Source organism: Pseudomonas fluvialis (genome assembly GCF_002835605.1).
GTDB classification, from domain to species: domain Bacteria; phylum Pseudomonadota; class Gammaproteobacteria; order Pseudomonadales; family Pseudomonadaceae; genus Aquipseudomonas; species Aquipseudomonas fluvialis.
In genome coordinates this window covers 173,748-190,791 of sequence record NZ_PIYS01000002.1, presented here as the reverse complement: position 1 = coordinate 190,791, position 17,044 = coordinate 173,748, and the positions used below count along the sequence as shown (strand labels likewise).

19 protein-coding genes are annotated in these 17,044 nt (G+C 62.7%); 8 read left to right on the top strand and 11 right to left on the bottom strand.

The features are described 5' to 3' along the window. Positions 1 to 41: 41 nt before the first annotated feature. The gene (gene fpr / locus CW360_RS01585) at positions 42 to 821 is read right to left on the bottom strand and encodes a ferredoxin-NADP reductase (RefSeq protein ID WP_093985330.1); all 780 of its coding nucleotides are present in this window, start codon (positions 819 to 821) and stop codon (positions 42 to 44) included. A gap of 108 nt (positions 822 to 929) precedes the next feature. Here fpr and CW360_RS01580 point away from each other — a divergent pair, with 108 nt between their 5' ends. Then, on the top strand, positions 930 to 1,856 hold the full coding sequence (locus CW360_RS01580) for a LysR family transcriptional regulator (RefSeq protein ID WP_101192503.1): 927 nt from the start codon (positions 930 to 932) through the stop codon (positions 1,854 to 1,856). Here the strand turns inward: CW360_RS01580 and CW360_RS01575 are convergent, their stop codons facing one another. Next, positions 1,857 to 2,222 carry a diacylglycerol kinase gene (locus CW360_RS01575; RefSeq protein ID WP_093985332.1) on the bottom strand — a complete coding sequence of 122 codons (366 nt, stop codon included), beginning with the start codon at positions 2,220 to 2,222 and terminating at the stop codon, positions 1,857 to 1,859. A 14-nt stretch (positions 2,223 to 2,236) separates the two neighbouring features. Next, positions 2,237 to 2,887 (bottom strand): response regulator transcription factor ErdR, encoded by a 651-nt coding sequence (erdR, locus tag CW360_RS01570; RefSeq protein ID WP_093985333.1) that lies wholly within the window; start codon positions 2,885 to 2,887, stop codon positions 2,237 to 2,239. A 123-nt stretch (positions 2,888 to 3,010) separates the two neighbouring features. On the opposite strand from erdR, the gene CW360_RS01565 reads away from it, so the two are divergent. Further along, entirely contained in the window at positions 3,011 to 3,889 is an 879-nt protein-coding gene (locus tag CW360_RS01565; RefSeq protein ID WP_093985334.1) for a DMT family transporter, read from the top strand. Here the strand turns inward: CW360_RS01565 and CW360_RS01560 are convergent, their stop codons facing one another. Beyond that, positions 3,890 to 4,621 carry a tRNA-uridine aminocarboxypropyltransferase gene (locus tag CW360_RS01560; protein ID WP_101192502.1) on the bottom strand — a complete coding sequence of 244 codons (732 nt, stop codon included), beginning with the start codon at positions 4,619 to 4,621 and terminating at the stop codon, positions 3,890 to 3,892. Positions 4,622 to 4,728: 107 nt separating this feature from the next. Here CW360_RS01560 and CW360_RS01555 point away from each other — a divergent pair, with 107 nt between their 5' ends. After that, a complete protein-coding gene (locus CW360_RS01555; protein ID WP_093985336.1) occupies positions 4,729 to 5,124 on the top strand; it encodes a PA3611 family quorum-sensing-regulated virulence factor in 396 nt (131 codons plus the stop codon). A gap of 12 nt (positions 5,125 to 5,136) precedes the next feature. Here the strand turns inward: CW360_RS01555 and CW360_RS01550 are convergent, their stop codons facing one another. Both CW360_RS01550 and CW360_RS01545 read right to left on the bottom strand, forming a co-directional pair. Further along, a complete protein-coding gene (locus CW360_RS01550) occupies positions 5,137 to 5,340 on the bottom strand; it encodes a hypothetical protein (protein WP_093985337.1) in 204 nt (67 codons plus the stop codon). A 36-nt stretch (positions 5,341 to 5,376) separates the two neighbouring features. After that, on the bottom strand, positions 5,377 to 7,782 hold the full coding sequence (locus CW360_RS01545; RefSeq protein WP_101192501.1) for a phosphoketolase family protein: 2,406 nt from the start codon (positions 7,780 to 7,782) through the stop codon (positions 5,377 to 5,379). Between the two features lie 127 nt (positions 7,783 to 7,909). On the opposite strand from CW360_RS01545, the gene CW360_RS01540 reads away from it, so the two are divergent. Both CW360_RS01540 and CW360_RS01535 read left to right on the top strand, forming a co-directional pair. Further along, on the top strand, positions 7,910 to 9,313 hold the full coding sequence (locus CW360_RS01540; protein ID WP_101192500.1) for an MBL fold metallo-hydrolase RNA specificity domain-containing protein: 1,404 nt from the start codon (positions 7,910 to 7,912) through the stop codon (positions 9,311 to 9,313). A 27-nt stretch (positions 9,314 to 9,340) separates the two neighbouring features. Further along, positions 9,341 to 10,420 carry an LOG family protein gene (locus CW360_RS01535; RefSeq protein WP_093985340.1) on the top strand — a complete coding sequence of 360 codons (1,080 nt, stop codon included), beginning with the start codon at positions 9,341 to 9,343 and terminating at the stop codon, positions 10,418 to 10,420. Positions 10,421 to 10,472: 52 nt separating this feature from the next. On the opposite strand, the gene CW360_RS01530 is transcribed toward CW360_RS01535, so the two are convergent. The 5 genes from CW360_RS01530 to CW360_RS01510 form a co-directional block, all read right to left on the bottom strand. After that, entirely contained in the window at positions 10,473 to 10,913 is a 441-nt protein-coding gene (locus CW360_RS01530; protein WP_101192499.1) for an acyl-CoA thioesterase, read from the bottom strand. Continuing rightward, positions 10,910 to 11,560, bottom strand: coding sequence for a bifunctional 4-hydroxy-2-oxoglutarate aldolase/2-dehydro-3-deoxy-phosphogluconate aldolase (locus CW360_RS01525; protein WP_093985342.1), 651 nt, complete (start codon positions 11,558 to 11,560; stop codon positions 10,910 to 10,912). Before CW360_RS01525 ends, CW360_RS01530 begins: the two co-directional genes overlap by 4 nt. A gap of 1 nt (position 11,561) precedes the next feature. Beyond that, entirely contained in the window at positions 11,562 to 13,373 is a 1,812-nt protein-coding gene (edd, locus tag CW360_RS01520) for a phosphogluconate dehydratase (protein WP_392529422.1), read from the bottom strand. A gap of 42 nt (positions 13,374 to 13,415) precedes the next feature. After that, the gene (locus tag CW360_RS01515) at positions 13,416 to 14,087 is read right to left on the bottom strand and encodes a 6-phosphogluconolactonase (RefSeq protein WP_157825242.1); all 672 of its coding nucleotides are present in this window, start codon (positions 14,085 to 14,087) and stop codon (positions 13,416 to 13,418) included. Between the two features lie 75 nt (positions 14,088 to 14,162). Next, on the bottom strand, positions 14,163 to 14,624 hold the full coding sequence (locus tag CW360_RS01510) for a hypothetical protein (protein WP_101192496.1): 462 nt from the start codon (positions 14,622 to 14,624) through the stop codon (positions 14,163 to 14,165). A 159-nt stretch (positions 14,625 to 14,783) separates the two neighbouring features. On the opposite strand from CW360_RS01510, the gene CW360_RS01505 reads away from it, so the two are divergent. The 3 genes from CW360_RS01505 to CW360_RS01495 all read left to right on the top strand — a co-directional run bounded on the left by CW360_RS01505 (position 14,784) and on the right by CW360_RS01495 (position 17,039). Continuing rightward, positions 14,784 to 15,092 carry a PepSY domain-containing protein gene (locus CW360_RS01505; RefSeq protein ID WP_101192495.1) on the top strand — a complete coding sequence of 103 codons (309 nt, stop codon included), beginning with the start codon at positions 14,784 to 14,786 and terminating at the stop codon, positions 15,090 to 15,092. A gap of 337 nt (positions 15,093 to 15,429) precedes the next feature. Continuing rightward, positions 15,430 to 16,557, top strand: coding sequence for an alkene reductase (locus tag CW360_RS01500; protein WP_101192494.1), 1,128 nt, complete (start codon positions 15,430 to 15,432; stop codon positions 16,555 to 16,557). 176 nt (positions 16,558 to 16,733) lie between these two features. Then, positions 16,734 to 17,039, top strand: a complete 306-nt coding sequence (locus CW360_RS01495) for an ArsR/SmtB family transcription factor (RefSeq protein WP_093985348.1) — start codon at positions 16,734 to 16,736, stop codon at positions 17,037 to 17,039. Positions 17,040 to 17,044 lie beyond the last annotated feature (5 nt).

Sequence of the window (17,044 nt, the reverse complement as noted above, 5' to 3'; positions counted from 1 at the left end):
GTTTTGCAGAGGCCTGCCGCGCTCGCGGCAGGTTGTGCAGCTCACTTCTCGACGAACGCTCGTTCGATCAGATAGTCCCCGGGCTCGCCCAGGCGCGGGGAAATCTTCAGCCCGAACTCATCCAGCACCGCACTGGTTTCATCCAGCATGCTCGGGCTGCCACAGATCATCGCGCGGTCATCCTGCGGATTGATCGGCGGCAGGCCGATGTCTGCGAACAACTTGCCACTGCGCATCAGGTCGGTCAGACGCCCCTGGTTCTCAAAGGGCTCGCGGGTGACGGTCGGGTAGTAGATCAGCTTCTCGCGCACCGCCTCGCCAAAGTATTCGTTGTTGGGCAAATGCTCGGTAATGAACTGGCGGTAGGCCACCTCGTTCACATAACGCACCCCATGCACCAGGATCACCTTGTCGAAGCGCTCGTATACCGCCGGGTCCTGGATGACACTGATAAAGGGAGCCAGCCCAGTGCCGGTGGACAGCAGGTAGAGGTGCTTGCCCGGCAGCAGGTCGTCAAGCAACAGGGTGCCGGTGGGTTTCTTGCTGATCAGGATCGGATCACCTTCCTTGAGGTGCTGCAACTGCGAGGTCAGCGGACCATCCGGCACCTTGATGCTGAAAAACTCCAGGGTTTCCTCATAGTTCGGGCTGGCAATCGAGTAGGCACGCAACAACGGACGGCCAGTCTCCTGCTGCAAACCGATCATCACAAACTGGCCGTTCTCGAAACGCAGCCCTGGGTCACGGGTGCATTTGAAGCTGAACAGGGTGTCGTTCCAGTGATGCACGCTCAGCACGCGCTCGATGTTCAGGTTACTCATTGCCAGGGCTCCGCACAGCGATAGATCGAGGGGTTGCGCAGCATTCTAGGGAGCGGCACTCTATCCGTTAATCAGATAGTAAAGATAAGGCTTATCGAGAATACAGATATGAAGTTCACCCTGCGCCAGCTTGAAGTCTTCACCGCCGTAGCCAGCCACGAAAATGTCTCGCGCGCAGCCGAACAGCTCTCGCTCTCGCAGTCTGCCACCAGCACCTCACTGGCAGAACTGGAGCGACAGTTCGATTGCCAGCTGTTCGACCGCCTGGGCAAGCGCCTACTGCTCAATGCACTGGGTCGGCAACTGCTCCCCCAGGCGGTGGCCCTGCTCGACAGGGCTCGGGAAATCGAACAGCTGCTGCATCGTCATAGCGGCTACGGCTCCCTATCGGTAGGGGCCACCCTGACGGTTGGCAACTACCTGGCGACCCTGCTGCTCGCGCACTTCATGCAGCGCCATGGCGACTGCCGTGCCGCACTGCATGTGCACAACACCGCCAGCGTGGTGCAGCAGGTCGCCAACTTCGAGCTGGATCTGGGACTGATTGAAGGGGACTGCCAGCATCCGGACATCATCGTCGAGCCCTGGGTAGAGGATGAACTGGCCGTATTCTGCGCGCCTCACCACCCCCTGGCACAACAGCCCAGGATCAGTCTGGACAGACTGTTCGCACAGAGCTGGATCCTCCGCGAGCAAGGCTCCGGCACCCGCCTGACCTTCGACCGCGCCGTGCGCCACCACAATCGCCCCTTGAATATCCGTCTGGAGCTGGAGCATACCGAGGCCATCAAGCGCGCCGTGGAGTCAGGGCTGGGCGTGGGCTGCATTTCCCGCCTGGCGTTACGCGACGCGGTACGCCGTGGCAGCCTGGTGATCCTGGAAACCCCTGAGCTCGACCTGCGCCGGGCGTTCTGCTTCATCTGGCACCGCCACAAGTACCAGAGCGCGGCGATGCGCGAGTTCCTCGAACTGTGCCGGGCGCTCACCGCTGGCGTCAGCCGCAGCGATCAGATCGTACTCCCGGAGATTGCCTGATCAACCGAGCAGGACAATAGCCCACACGGCCGCAATCAAAGTGAGGGCACAGAACTGCGCAGCACTCCCCATGTCCTTGGCATTTTTCGACAGGGGATGCCGCTCCAGAGAGATACGATCGACAGCCGCTTCCAGCGCCGAGTTGAGCAACTCGACGATCAGCGCCAACAGGCACACCGCTACCAGCAGGGCACGTTCACCACGACTTACGGGCAAGTACAGTGCCAGCGGCACCAGCAGCAGGTTGAGCCAAAGCAACTGGCGAAACGCGGCTTCGCCCGTGTAGGCCGCACGCAAGCCAGCCAATGAATATCCGGCCGCATTGAGAACGCGCCGCACGCCAACCTGACCCTTGAAGGGCGACATACTCGACACCCCGGTCAACTGGCCGGCACGGACTCCATCTGCTGCAACAGCAACGCGGCCTGGGTTCGGGTACGCACGTTGAGCTTGCGGAAGATGGCCGTGACATGCGCCTTGATGGTTGCTTCCGAGACATTCAGCTCGTAGGCAATCTGTTTGTTGAGCAGGCCGTCACAGACCATCGCCAACACACGAAACTGCTGCGGCGTGAGACTGGCCAGGCCTTCACTGGCGGCACGTGCTTCGGCGCTCAACGCAGCCCCTTCCTGCAACTGCGGCGGCCACCAGACATCACCATCCAGCACCGCACGCACCGCCTCCTGCAGCACCGGCAAGGCACTGGATTTGGGGATGAAACCGCTGGCCCCGAACTCATGAGCTCGCGCCACCACGGCCGCCTCTTCCTGAGCGGAAATCATCACCACCGGGATCTGCGGATATTGTCCACGCAACAACACCAGGCCGGAGAAGCCATAGGCGCCTGGCATGTTGAGGTCAAGCAACACCAGATCCCAGTCGCTCTTCTGTGCCAGGCAGGCTTCCAGTTCGGCAATGCTGGCCGCTTCGACCAGATTGACCTCGCCGGCCAAGCCTTGGCTCAGCGCCTGATGCAGGGCGCTGCGAAACAACGGGTGGTCATCGGCGATGAGGATATCGAAAGCAGCCATGGGCAATTCCCTGTGTTTTTGTTGTGCGGCCGAAAAACCGGCACAGCATGCCGAGCGATGACGGGGTGGTCAAGTTTGCGCCTTTGCGGCAAAGTCTGCGCCTTTTCCGCACGAGCACAACACATGAACCGCCAAGCCCTGCGCGCCGATCTACTGATGCTGCTGACCGCGATGATCTGGGGCTCGGCCTTTGTCGCCCAGCGCCTGGGCATGGACTTCATTGGCCCCTTCCTGTTTACCGCTCTGCGCTTCTGCCTGGGCGCACTGATTCTGTTGCCGCTGTTCCTGCGCAAACCGCGCCATCGGCCGGCCGAGCCGCTCAACCGGGGACTGTTACTGGGCGGCATCGTCATGGGCCTGGCCTTGACGGTAGGTATCAACCTGCAACAGGTCGGCCTGCTGTTCACTACGGTCACCAACTCGGGCTTCATTACCGGGCTGTATGTCATCGTCGTGCCCTTGCTGGGCCTACTGATTGGTCAACGCGCCGGCCTGGGTACCTGGCTGGGCGCCAGCCTGGCGGTGGTTGGCATGTTCTTTCTCAGCGTCGGCGAAAACTTCCAGGTAGCCTCTGGCGACTGGCTACAACTGGCTGGTGCCTTTGTCTGGGGGCTGCATGTATTGCTGGTCGGGGTGTTCGCGCAGCGCCACGACCCGATTCGCCTGGCAGTCATCCAGTTCGCCACCTGCGGCCTGATCAGCCTGCTCCTGGCTGTACTACTGGAACCGATTGTCTGGTCGGCCATCGTCCAGGCCGCACCGGCCATCCTCTATGGCGGCATCATCGCGGTAGGCATCGGCTACACCCTGCAGGTAGTTGCCCAGCAGCACGCGATTGCCTCGCATGCGGCCATCCTTTTCTCACTGGAAGCCGTGTTTGCAGCACTGGCCGGCGCGTTCTTTCTCGATGAATCGCTGGCCTTGCGCGGTTATTTCGGCGCCGCGCTGATGTTCATCGGCATGCTGGTTGCACAACTGTGGCCACGCCGGCTAGCCAACTGATCAGCCGGCTGCTGGCTCGATGCAGGCTGCCAAGGCTTCGTGGGCGGCACTGCGCGGATTCAGCGGCCAGGCACGCTTGGCGGCGATATAGCGCTCGGTGAACACTTCCAGGTAAGCCTCCACTACGGCAGCGGCGCGAGGCGCGCCGGCCAGTTCCAGGCATAACCCGGCCACCTCCGCCGTACACAGATGCTCGGCATACTTGGAACGACGCAGTCGGTAACGCGACAGTTGCTCAGGCTGCAGGCTGAGCACCGGGAAGCCCTCCAGATAAGGGCTCTTGCGGAACATCTTGCGCGCCTCGCTCCAGGTTGCATCGAGCAGGATGAACAGCGGTTTCCCCGCGGTTTGCTCCGTAGGCAAGCTGTGCAGCACCCGCTGCGGCTCGACATATTCACCGGGGAACACCACATAGGGTTGCCACTGTGGATCAGCCAGCAACTGCAGGAGCGCCGGGTCAACCTCGGTACGCGACCAGCCAAAGGCAAAGGTGTCGGGCAACAGGTCGGCAATCAACCAACCGGTATTGCTCGGCTTGAGCGGCTCCACATCATGCATCAGCAGGCACACACCCGCATCGGCCTGCACGCGCGGGCGCAACTCACACATGCAATAGCTGGGCAACAAACGACAGCCGGCACAGCGCTCACAACGTGAACCACGTGCCAGGAAAGGTCGACTGCTGCGTGCCAGGCGAGCGGCACGCAGTCGGGATACAGCATGCTCGGTCATGCAAATACTCGACAAAAACCTGCCGCCCAGGTCGGGCAGGCAGACAAGGCGCGCCAGTTTAGTGACAATGAGTACCTACAACCAGTCAGCGAACCCGGAAAACCACCATGCTTCGACCGATGCTCGTACTGCTGTGCAGCCTGTTGCCACTCACCAGCCAGGCTGCGTCGCTGAAGACCCACGAACTCGAGCAGCTACTGGCACAGGTAGCCCGAGCCAGCAGCCAGGGAACCCCACGTGCGATCAATGAAGATATCCTCGACCAGGGCTTCCAGGCCGAAGGTCGCACCCTGATCAACTACCTGAGCGTGCGTGCCGAGCATGCCCGACAGATGCAGGCCAATCCCGATGCAGTACGTCGTCAGCTACAGGCCAGTGTCTGTGCCAATCCCGGCTTCGTACGCCTGCTGCGCCAGGGCGCGCAGTTGCGCTATGAATTCAGCGAATACCGCAGCAATCGCCCGGTGATCCGCGAGCAATTCAACGCAGCAGACTGCCCGTAATCAGGCACTGTCTCAGTCCGCTTTCTTCTGCACCAGGGGCTGCGCCTGCTGTTCCTGTTGCAACTCACTGAGCAGCGAGTGCAGGAAACGGGAGCGTCGCAAGCCGCCCTCCAGGCGTCGGATGCACTCGTCTTCCAGCTCACTGTGGTTTTCCCGCGCCGCCTGCAACAGCAGGCGGTACAGGTCCAGATCCACTTCCAACGTCAGCTTGGGCATGTTTTTCGTCCTTAAAATGCCACAGGGTGTACCCGCTTAACGCACTACCCGAGGGTCTCCCTTGCCAGCCACGGCAGCAGCCTCCTCCTGGGTCAGCAACGCCGTGCGCGGCAAGTCCAGCAAACGGGCACTGGCTGCCAGAACATTAGCCCAGCTGGCACGATTGGCAAACTGCATACCCGCCTCATCCAGCGTGCCGCCGCGATTGCGATAGCCCAACACGGCGCTGCTGGCTGCATTGGGCAACAACGGCCAAAGGTGGCCACGCGCCACTTCGGGGCGCATATGCGTCAGCAGAATGCGCTTCTCGCAAGCCGCAGGGAACAACTGTTCAACCAGTTCGGCAGGCGCCAGCGCGGCCTGCTCCCAGGTATCACGCGGCGCACGAAAACGTCCGGGCTCCTGCAGATATACCAGACGATAGGCAAAACCTGCCTCACCCAGACGAGTGGCAGCCCGACGCATCTGCGCCAGCTGGTAACTGCCATTGGCAATCAGCAGCAGAGGTTCGTTGCCCGCCACCTCCTCCACCAGCAGGGCACCATCGCGGGCCAGTTGCTCGGCCTGTAGCGGGGTGAAATGACAGGGTTGCTCACGCTTGGGCGCCACCACGCAGGCCAGTTGCCCGCGCGCCTGGTAGATCCCCGGCAAGAGTGCCAACAGGCTGTTGTGGTCTGCCGGAAAGAGCACCCGCAGCATGTCGCTCATCTCGCCGAGCAGGGCTTCACAAAAGGTAGTGTCCTGGTGGGATTGCTGGTTCTTGCCGTTCTCCCAGGTGTGCGAGGTAGCCACCAGCGGCCAGCCCAGCCAGCCGGCCGGACGGCCCACTTCCTTCTGCTGACGGGCATAGATGATGCTTTGCCGCACCGCACCCAGCATCTTCGGACAGAACGCCTCATAACTGGCAACCAGGTTCAGACCGCCCTGATTGGCCAGGCAGGCCGAGACCACCGCTTCTTCATTGAGCGCGGTGATGACCTTGCCATCCAGTGCTTCCAGCTCGCTCTCCGGTTGGCATACCCGATGACGCAAGGCTGCCAGCACGCCGCCCAGGCGATTGCTGGCCAGCTCGTCGGGATTGCCAACACGCGGGCGCAACTGCGGGTTGAGGGCCACCAGGTCAACAAAGAAACGATCCAGCGCCGCCATCGGCGAGCAGGCTTCTTCCCGGTAGTGCAGAGAGGGCAGCTGTGGTGCCTCGGGACGGCGATTGGCCAGCGCGGTATCCCGCTCGCTGACCCGTCCCTGACGCGCGCCGATCAGTCGCTGGCAGGCCTGCTGCAACTCCTGTGGCGGCACCCAGAGCGGTGCGGCATGTTCGTTGAACAACGCGCGCGCCTGTACATCGACATGCGGATTACCCGGCAACGGCAGGTTATGCGCGGCGTTGCTGCCGGCACCATAAAAACCAAAGCCCTTGAGGGTTTCGGCAATCCCGTAAGGGATCGGCAGCGGGTAATGCAGAATGCCACTGCGCAGCTCCTCGACGCGCCGAGTCAGACGCTGCTCCATTTCCCACAAGGCGCACACAAAAGCAGCCGGATCGCGGCCATCGAAGTGGATGGGGTCGAAGCCACAGCGCGCCAGATGCTGGCTGAAGCCCAACAACCCTTCATGGGTACCCATTTCCGTACGCTGTTCGATGCGCCGCCCATTGGCGATCATCACCGGGAAGGCCTGCCCGCAATCCTCGGCACGCCACCAGCGCGGAATCCAGTCACTGCCGCGCTGCTCCTCGGCCGCCCCATCGGACAGGAAGGCCACCAGTTTTTCCCCAGGCAGAGGCATGTGCGCGTATTGCAATTCGGCGAAGCCCAGGTAGCCACCTTCGATGACACCACCCGCCGTATGCGGATTGACGTGACTACCCAGTGGCGCCGCAGGGCTGCCATCCGCGGCCTGCGCATAGCCATAGAAATCCGTCAGCAAGCGTTCGGCAGCGTCCTCGCTGCCCTGGTAGCGGGCTTGCTGTTCGGCATGCTGGTTCTGCAACAACAGGTTGATGGCCTCGATGGCCGCCACGCAGTGCCCCTGCCCCATCAACCAGGCGCGCGTCTCGCCGGTCAGGGCATTGAGGGTCAGATAACCTGCATAGGCCGGCACCATGTTCAAGGCGCCGCCGGTGTGTCCTTCCGGCTGGGGCTTGAAATCTTCGGCGGCCAACGGTGCGCCATCCCAATGCAGGCGGCGCGCATAGGTCATATGGACGACCAACCAGAGCCCCGCGGCACTGACCCGATCCAGCGCAGTCAGCAATTCGTATACCGTAGCCAGGTCAGGCTGCTGGCCAGCCTGTACCAGTTGGTGAGCCAGGCGATAAACCGCTGCCTGGGTCGGCAGGCTATGCTGGATCACCCCGTACCCCTGGCGCCAGCGGGCAAAGGTGGCTTCTGTGGCGGCGTGCGCATCCAGTTCGCTTTGACTGGGGAGCAACTGTGACATGATGGGTCTCCATTGCAGAACTGGCAGCAGTCTAGACCGATACGCCCAGGGTGGCGCTGACCTGCATCAAGGGCCGGCCTGCCACACTCTGGCAAGCTGCAGCAGAAATACATGACGGAGAACACGCATGGCCTTGCTGACCTTTCTCGGAGCCATCCAACAGGTAACCGGCTCCTGCTACCTGATCGAAAGCCGCGACGGCGCCAAGGTGCTGCTGGAATGCGGCATGCGCCAGGGGCGCCGCGAAGATGTGGAAGGCAACCGTGCGCCCTTCCCCTTCGACCCTGCCAGCCTGCAGGCGGTGGTGATTTCGCACGCTCACCTCGACCACAGCGGGCTGCTGCCGCGCCTGGTAGCCAGCGGCTACAACGGCCCCATCTATGCCACCGAAGCCACCTGCGAACTGCTCGAACTGATGCTGCTCGACTCGGCGCATATCCAGGAGCATGACGCCGAGTGGGAAAACAAGTGGCGCGCACGCAGTGGCAAGCCCCCGGTGGTGCCGCTGTACACCACGCTGGATGCCGAGAAGACCCTCAAGGCTCGCCGCCCCCTTCCCTACGAACAGGCCACCGAAGTCGCCCCCGGGGTCAGCATCACCTACCACGATGCCGGGCACATCCTCGGTTCGGCCATCGTCGAAGTAGAGATCCACGACCACCACCTGACGCGTCACGTGGTGTTCTCCGGCGACCTGGGCAACACCTGTTCGCCGCTGATGCGTAACCCCAAGACACTCAAGCGTGCCGACCTGGTACTGATGGAATCAACCTACGGCGACCGTGACCATCGCTGCAGCGAGGCCACCCTCGACGAACTGGCTGAAATCCTCCAGCAAGCTCATCGCGATGGTGGCAATGTGCTGATTCCGTCCTTCGCGGTTGGCCGTACCCAGGACCTGATCTACCACCTTGGGCGTTTCTACCAGGAAGGCCGTTTGCCGCAGCAGGCCGTATTCCTCGACAGCCCCATGGCGATTCGTGCCAACGCCATCTACTCGCGCAACTATGACCAGTTTGCCGAGGCCGACCTGGCCATGCTGCGCGCCAAGAACGTCAAGCGCGTGGAGGACTGGCTGCCCATCCTGCGCTGCACGCCAACCCCGGAAGAGTCGATGGCCATCAACCGCATCAAGAGCGGCGCGATCATCATCGCCGGCAGCGGCATGTGCACCGGCGGAAGGATCGTCCACCACTTCAAGCACAACATCTGGCGCCAGGAATGCCATGTGGTTTTTCCGGGCTTCCAGGCCCGCGGCACGCTGGGCCGCAGCATTGTCGACGGCGCCGAGTTCATCAAGGTGCTGCACCAGCGCTTTGCCGTGCGTGCCAAAGTGCACACGCTGGGCGGTTTCTCCGCGCATGCCGGCCGCGCGCAACTGATCGACTGGGTCAGCCATTTTGACCACCACCCCGAACTGTACCTGGTACATGGCGAGCTGGAGAAAATGCAGGCCCTGCAAAAGACCCTCAAGGAGCAGTTGAACTGGGACGCGAGCATCCCGGAACCTGGCGAGCAAATCGCTATCTGAAGCCAGAAATAACGCAGGAGGAAACGCATGCCCTTTGAAGCTGACGACTACCTGTCGCGCCACTTCCAGACCAGTGGCGTCGACCTCAACCGCAAGCTTGATGAGCTGATCAGTCTGGCCGTCCCGCCGGGCAGCCCCAACCAGGCGCTATACCGGGAAATGCTGCTGAGCGTGACGCGCATGGCGCAGGCTGACCGCAACCGCTGGGACGCCAAGATCATGTTGCAGACCCTGCGCGAGATGGAGTCGGCCTTCAGCCGCCTGGAACAGTTCAAACGTCGCCGTAAGGTCACGGTGTTCGGCTCAGCCCGTACGCCAGGCAGCCATCCCCTCTACCAACTGGCCCGCGAGCTGGGACGGCATCTGGCCGAGCTGGACCTGATGGTGATTACCGGCGCGGGCGGCGGCATCATGGCCGCGGCCCACGAAGGTGCCGGACGCGAAAACAGCCTGGGATTCAATATCACCCTGCCCTTTGAACAGGGCGCCAATGCGGTGGTGGACGGCACCGGCAACCTGCTGGAATTCCACTTCTTCTTCCTGCGCAAGCTGTTCTTCGTCAAGGAGGCCGATGCCATGGTGCTCTGCCCGGGCGGCTTCGGCACCCTCGACGAGGCCCTGGAAGTACTGACACTGGTGCAAACCGGCAAAAGCCCGCTGGTGCCCATCGTGCTGCTCGACCAACCAGGCGGGCAGTACTGGCATGGCGCACTGCAATTCATGCGCGAGCAACTGGAGGCCAATCACTACATTCTGCCCAGCGACCTGCAGCTGATGCGCCTGGCACACAGTGCCGAGGAAGCCACCCAGGAAATCGCCCGTTTCTATCGCAACTTCCACTCGAGCCGCTGGCTGCGCGAGCTGTTCGTGATCCGCATGAACCACCCGCTAAGCGAGACGGCACTGGCCACCCTGCACAAGGAGTTTGCCGACCTGTGTGTCGAGGGCGGTTACCAGCAGCGCGCCTATTGCGAAAGCGAGAGCGATGAGCCGGAGTTTTGCGAGCTGATTCGCCTGGCGTTTCGCTTCAACGCCCGTGACCATGGCCGACTGCGCGAACTGGTCGACTTCATCAACCTGCCGCAAAACTGGGCACAAAACGGCTAGCCGCCATGCGCGGGTTCTTTTGCGCTCAGCTGAGGAGCCAGGGCTTGCCTGGCTAGGCCGGCAGCAGGGCTCGCCCATAGCCCTCGACAAACTCCGGCGGCATGCGTTTGGGCCTGCCGCTGGACAGCTCGATACACACGAAGGTGGTGCGTGCGCGCAACAGGGTGGCGGCATCACGACTGCGCCGCAGCTGGAAGTGCCGGGTCATTTTCAAACGCTGGTCAGACTCGATGATCCAAGTCGCCAGCTGCAGTTCGTCCCCCTGGTAGGCACTGGCCAGGTAATCGATTTCGTGGCGCAACACCGCCATGGCGCGATCGAGGCGTCGGTATTCCGCCAGATCCAGCCCCAGGCTTTGCGAATGACGCCAGGCACAACGCTCCAGCCAACTGACATACACCGCATTGTTGGCATGCCCGAGGCCATCGATATCCTCGGCCTGCACCTGCAGGTCGATCACAAAGGGCGCATCCACCCAGTCCCAGCCACTCATGCCGGCACCTCCAGGCTGCCCGCCAGTTGCCGGGCCTCCACAGCCAACTGGCTGATCTGATCCCAGGCGCGCGCGCGCACCAGGCTGTGCGGGGCAATCCAGGTCCCGCCGACACAGGCAACATTCGGCAAGCGCAGGAAGGTCAGCAGGTTATCGGCTGTCACGCCCCCGGTAGGGCAGAAACGAATGCCGGTAAACGGCCCCTTGAAGCTCTTGAGCATTTTCACACTGGTGGTGCCGTTGGCCGGAAACAGCTTCAGCGAGCGATAGCCGTATTCCAGGGCCAGGAGCACCTCGGAAGGCGTCATCACCCCTGGCAGATAGGGCAACCCACAGTCTTCCGCCGCCGCGGCCAGGCGCTCGGTACAGCCAGGACTGACACAGAACTGTGCACCGGCATCACGGGCCTCGGCAAATTGTTCGGTATGGATCAGCGTCCCCGCGCCCACCAGCAGCTCGGGAAACTGCCGGCGAATGGCCTGCAGCGCCTCCAGGGCGCGCGGCGTGCGCAGGGTGACTTCAAGCACCTCTATCCCTCCGGCCTGCAAGGCGGCGGCCAGGTCAAGCGCCAGGTCAACTTCCTCGATCACCAGCACCGGCAACACCGGGCGGGCGCGCTGCAATACCTGCTCCATCGTCAAGCTCATCTCAGTCATCCTCGTTCGGGCAACAGGCGCCCTGGTCGGCCGGGCCTACCAGGCGTCGCTGGGCGGCAAACAGTTCCAGACCATAGCCACTCGCCAACGCAGCCGCAGCACGCGCTGGCAAACGCTCGGCCAGTTGCTCATCCGGCACATGCAGGTGCAGGCAAGCGCTGTGCGCATCCAGGCTGATCAGGTCACCGTCGACGACCTGGGCCAATGCGCCACCGGCTGCCGCTTCCGGAGTCAGGTGCAAAGCCGCCAGCACCTGACCGGAGGCCCCCGACAGACGCCCGTCGGTAAGCAGGGCAACGCGCTGCCCGGCCGCCTGCAGGTTGGCCAGCAGCGGCATCAGCTTGTGCAGTTCGGGCATGCCATTGGCACGCGGTCCCTGGAAGCGCACCACCAGCACCAGGTCACCTTGTAGTGCACCGTTGGCATAAGCCTCCAGCACCGCGGCCTCGCTGGCAAAGACGCGGGCTGGTGCACAGATTTGCCAGTAGGCCGGATCAACTGCACTGGTCTTGAGCATGGCCCGCCCCAGGTTACCCTGCAGCAGCAGCATGCCTGCTTCGTCAGCAAAAGGGCTCGTACACGGACGCAGGATATCCGCAGGCGGCGGCGTGTCGGGTAATTCACGCCAGGCCAGACGCCCTGCCGCCAGCCAGGGTTCACGACAATAGTCCTGCAAGCCGTGCCCGGCGACGGTGGCGACGTCGCCGTGCAGCAGGCCCCCATCGAGCAGCTCGCCGAGCAGCCAGGCCGGGCCACCGGCGGCCTGAAACTGGTTCACATCAGCAGCACCATTGGGGTAAATGCGCGCCAGCAATGGCACCACCTTGGACAGGGCGGCAATATCTTCCCAGCGCAGCTCATAACCGGCAGCGCGGGCAATCGCCGGCAAGTGCAGGCAGTGGTTGGTCGATCCGCCACTGGCCAGCCAGGCCACCACGCCATTGACCAGCACCCGCGCATCAAGCATTTCAGCCAACGGCAAGGGGCGCGCGCCATGGCGGCTGTTGTGCACGATCAGGCGTGCGGCTTCGTCGGTCAGCGCCCCACGCAACGGCGAGTCTGGCGGCACAAAGGCACTGCCCGGCACATGCAGCCCCATAGCCTCCATCAGCAACTGATTGCTGTTGGCCGTACCGTAAAAGGTGCAGGTGCCTGCGCCATGGTAAGCCGCCAGCTCCGCTTCAAGCAGTTCTTCGCGGGAGGCTTCGCCACGCGCATAACGCTGACGCACGTCGGCCTTGGCCTTGTTCGGCAAGCCGGACGCCATAGGACCCGCTGGCACGAACAGTGCCGGCAGGTAGCCGAAGTGCAGTGCGCCAATCAGCAGGCCAGGAACAATCTTGTCGCAGACCCCGAGGTACAGCGCGCCATCAAAGATGCCGTGGCTCAAGCCAATGGCGGCTGCCTGGGCGATCAGGTCGCGAGAGAACAGCGATAGCTGCATGCCCGCCTCACCCTGGGTAATGCCATCACACATCGCTGGCACACCGGCGGCAAACTGGGCGCTGGCCCCCAGGCCGAGCAGGGTCGCCTTGAGTTGCTCGGGATACTCGCGCAACGGGGCATGCGCCGACAGCAGGTCGTTGTAGCTGGACACTATGCCGATATGCGCGGAGCGCCCCTGGCGCATGATCAACCGGGCCGATTCATTCTGCGCAGCCAGGGCATGGGCCAGGTTGGAGCAGCCCAGCGCCTGCGGCCTGGGTCGCTCGCGGGCCCCCTGCATGCGCTGCAGGTAAGCACTGCGCCGCGCCTGGGAGCGCAGCTCAATGGCCGCAGTGATCTGCTCGACGTGGGGATTCAACATGCTCTTTCCCAAGGCTGGCGAGAGGCCCAGTGTAACCCGTCAGGGTGCCCAGTAGACTGTCAGTGGACGATCACTGGCCGCCAACAGACGGGTAATCGGCAACGCGGCATAACACTGCGGCCGGGCCTGAATCTGCTGCAACAAGCGTTGCTTGGCCGTGCCGAACGCCAGCAGGCCCAGCCACTGGCTGCGTAACAGCAAGCCCAGCTGCAGGCTTATGCGCTGCACAGGCGGCTGCGCGGCGAGGCTGATGCAGGCCGCCTCGCCGCAGGCGGTCTGATCATCCAACGGAGGAAACAGCGAGGCCACATGACCGTCTTCACCCATGCCCAGCAACACCGCACTGAAGGGCGCCCAACTAGCCAGCTGCTCTCCCCAGTTCTGTGCTGCCTGTTCGATATGCTCGGCCTGTCGAGGATCCAGCACAAAGGCCTGTGGCAAGCCGCTGTACAGTAGCCGCCAGTTGCTCTGTGGCGCATCCGCCGCCACCCAGCGCTCGTCGGTCGGACTGATACGCAGCGCACGCCAGTCCAGCTCCTGCTCGGCCAGCAATGGCAACAATGCGGCTGGCGAACTGCCCCCGGGCAGCAACAGACTGACCATATCCTGTTCCTGCTGCGCTGCACGCAGCAGACGCCCGAGATCGTCGGCCAACTGTGTCAGACAGGCTTCGCGCGAGGTAAATATTTGCCAGGCTAGGTGGGCGGTCATGCGGCCATCCAAAAAGAAAGTCTTGGACATCATGCCTGTTGCGCAGGCTGCCCGTCGCCCTCGACCAAGGTCGGGTCAGAGGAAAAAGTTATTCTCGGCATGACAGTAGCCGGCCCCCTTCCCCGCTTTGCAACGCTCGACGAAATAACGTTTGGCTGCCTTGCGGCAGTCACGATAACTCAAGGACCCGGCACGGTAGTTGGCACACACCGAGGCGTAGTCGATCCAGCCATCCTGACTGCGCCAATGCGCGGTAAAGACCTGGCGACTGCGGTCATGCTGCTGCCAGTAGACCTTGGCCTGCTGCTTGACCCAGCGCGGCGGTGCCGGCTTGGCCGCGACCGGCAGGCGCGCTGGCGGCTGCATGCGATTAACAGCCGGTCGCGGCTGGTAGTTATACGTATTGAAATCGGTTTGCCGTGATGCGGCCTGCTCTTGCGCCTGCACATCGCGCTGCCACTGCAACGCCGGTTCCTCTCCGGCCAGCGCCTGGCCGCCCAGCCATAACAGCATCAGCCCCTGCATGATCTTGTGCATCCTGCACCTCCTGCTCCGTGATGACGGCCACCCTGGCCGCTACAGCAACGCTAGCACAGCATTACGCCAAGCACTGGGCCGTATATTCAGCTTGAATTCAGCCAGTATGGCTAAGCTGTCCTCACTGAAACGCAACATCCAGCCAATGAGGAACCTGTCATGAACAAGCTGACTACCCTGTTTACCACCACCCTGCTGATCGCCACCGCCGGCCTGGCCCAGGCCCGCGACCTCGGTCCGGACGAAGCGCTGCGTCTGCGCGATGCCGGCACCATCCAGTCCTTTGAAAAACTCAATGCGGCGGCACTGGCCAAGCACCCGGGCGCCAACGTCGAAGAGACCGAACTCGAAGAAGAGTACGGTCGCTATGTCTACCAGGTAGAGCTGCGCGACGAGAAAGGCGTGCAGTGGGACATGGAGCTGGACGCCAGCACCGGTGCCATTCTCAAGGACCAGATGGACGACTGATCGGAGACCGTCCCGTGCCCCCGCCACAGCCGTGTGGCGGGGTTTTCGTTGTTTAACCTGCCGGCTCACCCTCCTGGTTGCCCAGAGGCCACAGCACGGGCCACCGCACAAGATCATTCGCCAGCAACCAGCCAGGTATAGTCAGCCGCCGTCATGCCAAGCGACGTCTGGGTGCTTACCGACAGCATTGTTGCTGACAATTCTGTATATTTGCATTTCTCGATTTGACGATTATTATGCCGGCGCCTTGACGGTTGCATCAGCCTGGATAGGCCGGCTGGGCTGACCAGCCGCTTTCCACGCCATTAAATATATTTTTCGAGATATCAAGATTAATATGAGCCACTTTCCTGCACTCTTCACTCCTCTGCAGTTGGGCCCCTACACCCTGCGTAATCGCATCGTCCTGCCTCCGCTGACTCGCTCGCGCAGCGCACAGCCCGGCAATATCGCCAACGAATTGATGGCCGAGTACTACCAGCAACGCAGTAGTGCGGGTTTCATGGTCAGCGAAGGTACACAGATCGAGCCACGTGGCCAGGGCTACGCCTGGACACCCGGCATCCACAGCACCGAACAGATTGCCGGCTGGCAAAAGGTTACCCGTGCCGTGCATGGCGCCGGCGGCGTGATCTTTGCCCAACTCTGGCATGTTGGCCGGGTTTCCCACACTGCCTTGCAACCCGAGGGTCAGGCACCGGTAGCGCCTTCGGCGATTCCCGCCAGTCAGGTCAAGGTGTTCATTGAAACCGCGCCGGGTAGCGGCATGCTCAGTGAGCCCTCGATGCCCCGCGAACTGACTACCGCCGAGGTACGCGAACTGGTCCAGTACTATGCACAAGCGGCGCGCAATGCCCTGCAGGCTGGCTTCGACGGTGTAGAGCTGCACTGTGCCAATGGCTATCTGGTCAACCAGTTCATCTCCGCCCACAGCAACCAGCGCAGCGATGAGTACGGCGGATCACTGGACAATCGCCTGCGCTTTCTCCGCGAGATCACCCAGGCAGTCGCCGAGGTCGTCGGTCCACAACGCCTCGGTGTGCGTTTCGCGCCGCTGTTTAGCAGCACCGACGAGGAACGCGTCTATCTGGGGTTGGTAGAGGATGATCCCCAGGCCACCTACCTGGCCGCCATACGGCATCTGGAGGAGCTGGGTATCGCCTACCTGTCGCTGGCCGAAGCGGACTGGGAAGGCGCCGAGGAACTGCCGGAGAGCTTCCGCTGGGCAGTACGGCGGGCGTTCAGCGGGCGCATCCTGTATGCCGGGCGCTACGATGCACCACGTGCAGCAGCGGCCATTGAAGCCGGCTGGGCCGACCTGATCGGCTTCGGTCGTTCTTTCATCGCCAATCCCGACCTGCCAACGCGCATCGCCAATGGCTGGCCGCTCAATGCGCTGGACAGTGCCAGCATGTACGGCGGCACGGCACAGGGCTACACCGACTACCCGCGTTACACCGGCTAGACGCCGCGTGGCTTCTGCGCACGACAGCCAGCGAACGAGCGGAAAAATATCGTAAGATCGCCGGCAACCCGCCCTGCGCAGCATGCGTCCGGCGGATTGCCGGCAAGCCTCCTGCGATCAGGCAACCTGCCGGAGTATTTCATCCACCGAACAGACCCGCAGCGGCCCCTGCCCCCATGACTATCGATGTTAGCGAAGCGCTGAAGGCGCTAGACAACCCTACCCGCCTGGCCATCCTCAGCCTGCTCAAGGAGCCGCGCAAGAACTTCCCTGAACAGGAAGTCGATCCGCAACAGATAGGTGTTTGCGTGAGCATCATTCAGGAGAAGATCGGACTCTCGCAGTCCACCACCTCCAACTACCTGACCATCCTGCAACGCGCGCAACTGGTCAGCTCACAGCGCATCGGCCCTTGGACCTACTACAAGCGCGACGAAGCGAAAATCCAGGAACTCCTGCTGGCCCTGCAGGAACGTCTCTGAGCCGG

Bases quoted from the DNA above. Each gene is read 5' to 3' on its own strand.
- CW360_RS01555 (WP_093985336.1), top strand. From the start codon at position 4,729: ATGCTTCGACCGATGCTCGTACTGCTGTGCAGCCTGTTGCCACTCACC.
- erdR (WP_093985333.1), bottom strand. From the start codon at position 2,887: ATGGCTGCTTTCGATATCCTCATCGCCGATGACCACCCGTTGTTTCGC.
- CW360_RS01560 (WP_101192502.1), bottom strand. From the start codon at position 4,621: ATGACCGAGCATGCTGTATCCCGACTGCGTGCCGCTCGCCTGGCACGC.
- CW360_RS01540 (WP_101192500.1), top strand. From the start codon at position 7,910: ATGGCCTTGCTGACCTTTCTCGGAGCCATCCAACAGGTAACCGGCTCC.
- CW360_RS01535 (WP_093985340.1), top strand. From the start codon at position 9,341: ATGCCCTTTGAAGCTGACGACTACCTGTCGCGCCACTTCCAGACCAGT.
- CW360_RS01575 (WP_093985332.1), bottom strand. From the start codon at position 2,222: ATGTCGCCCTTCAAGGGTCAGGTTGGCGTGCGGCGCGTTCTCAATGCG.
- CW360_RS01580 (WP_101192503.1), top strand. From the start codon at position 930: ATGAAGTTCACCCTGCGCCAGCTTGAAGTCTTCACCGCCGTAGCCAGC.
- fpr (WP_093985330.1), bottom strand. From the start codon at position 821: ATGAGTAACCTGAACATCGAGCGCGTGCTGAGCGTGCATCACTGGAAC.
- CW360_RS01565 (WP_093985334.1), top strand. From the start codon at position 3,011: ATGAACCGCCAAGCCCTGCGCGCCGATCTACTGATGCTGCTGACCGCG.
- CW360_RS01530 (WP_101192499.1), bottom strand. From the start codon at position 10,913: ATGAGTGGCTGGGACTGGGTGGATGCGCCCTTTGTGATCGACCTGCAG.
- CW360_RS01510 (WP_101192496.1), bottom strand. From the start codon at position 14,624: ATGCACAAGATCATGCAGGGGCTGATGCTGTTATGGCTGGGCGGCCAG.
- CW360_RS01525 (WP_093985342.1), bottom strand. From the start codon at position 11,560: ATGAGCTTGACGATGGAGCAGGTATTGCAGCGCGCCCGCCCGGTGTTG.
- CW360_RS01500 (WP_101192494.1), top strand. From the start codon at position 15,430: ATGAGCCACTTTCCTGCACTCTTCACTCCTCTGCAGTTGGGCCCCTAC.
- CW360_RS01505 (WP_101192495.1), top strand. From the start codon at position 14,784: ATGAACAAGCTGACTACCCTGTTTACCACCACCCTGCTGATCGCCACC.
- CW360_RS01550 (WP_093985337.1), bottom strand. From the start codon at position 5,340: ATGCCCAAGCTGACGTTGGAAGTGGATCTGGACCTGTACCGCCTGCTG.
- CW360_RS01545 (WP_101192501.1), bottom strand. From the start codon at position 7,782: ATGTCACAGTTGCTCCCCAGTCAAAGCGAACTGGATGCGCACGCCGCC.
- CW360_RS01515 (WP_157825242.1), bottom strand. From the start codon at position 14,087: ATGACCGCCCACCTAGCCTGGCAAATATTTACCTCGCGCGAAGCCTGT.
- CW360_RS01495 (WP_093985348.1), top strand. From the start codon at position 16,734: ATGACTATCGATGTTAGCGAAGCGCTGAAGGCGCTAGACAACCCTACC.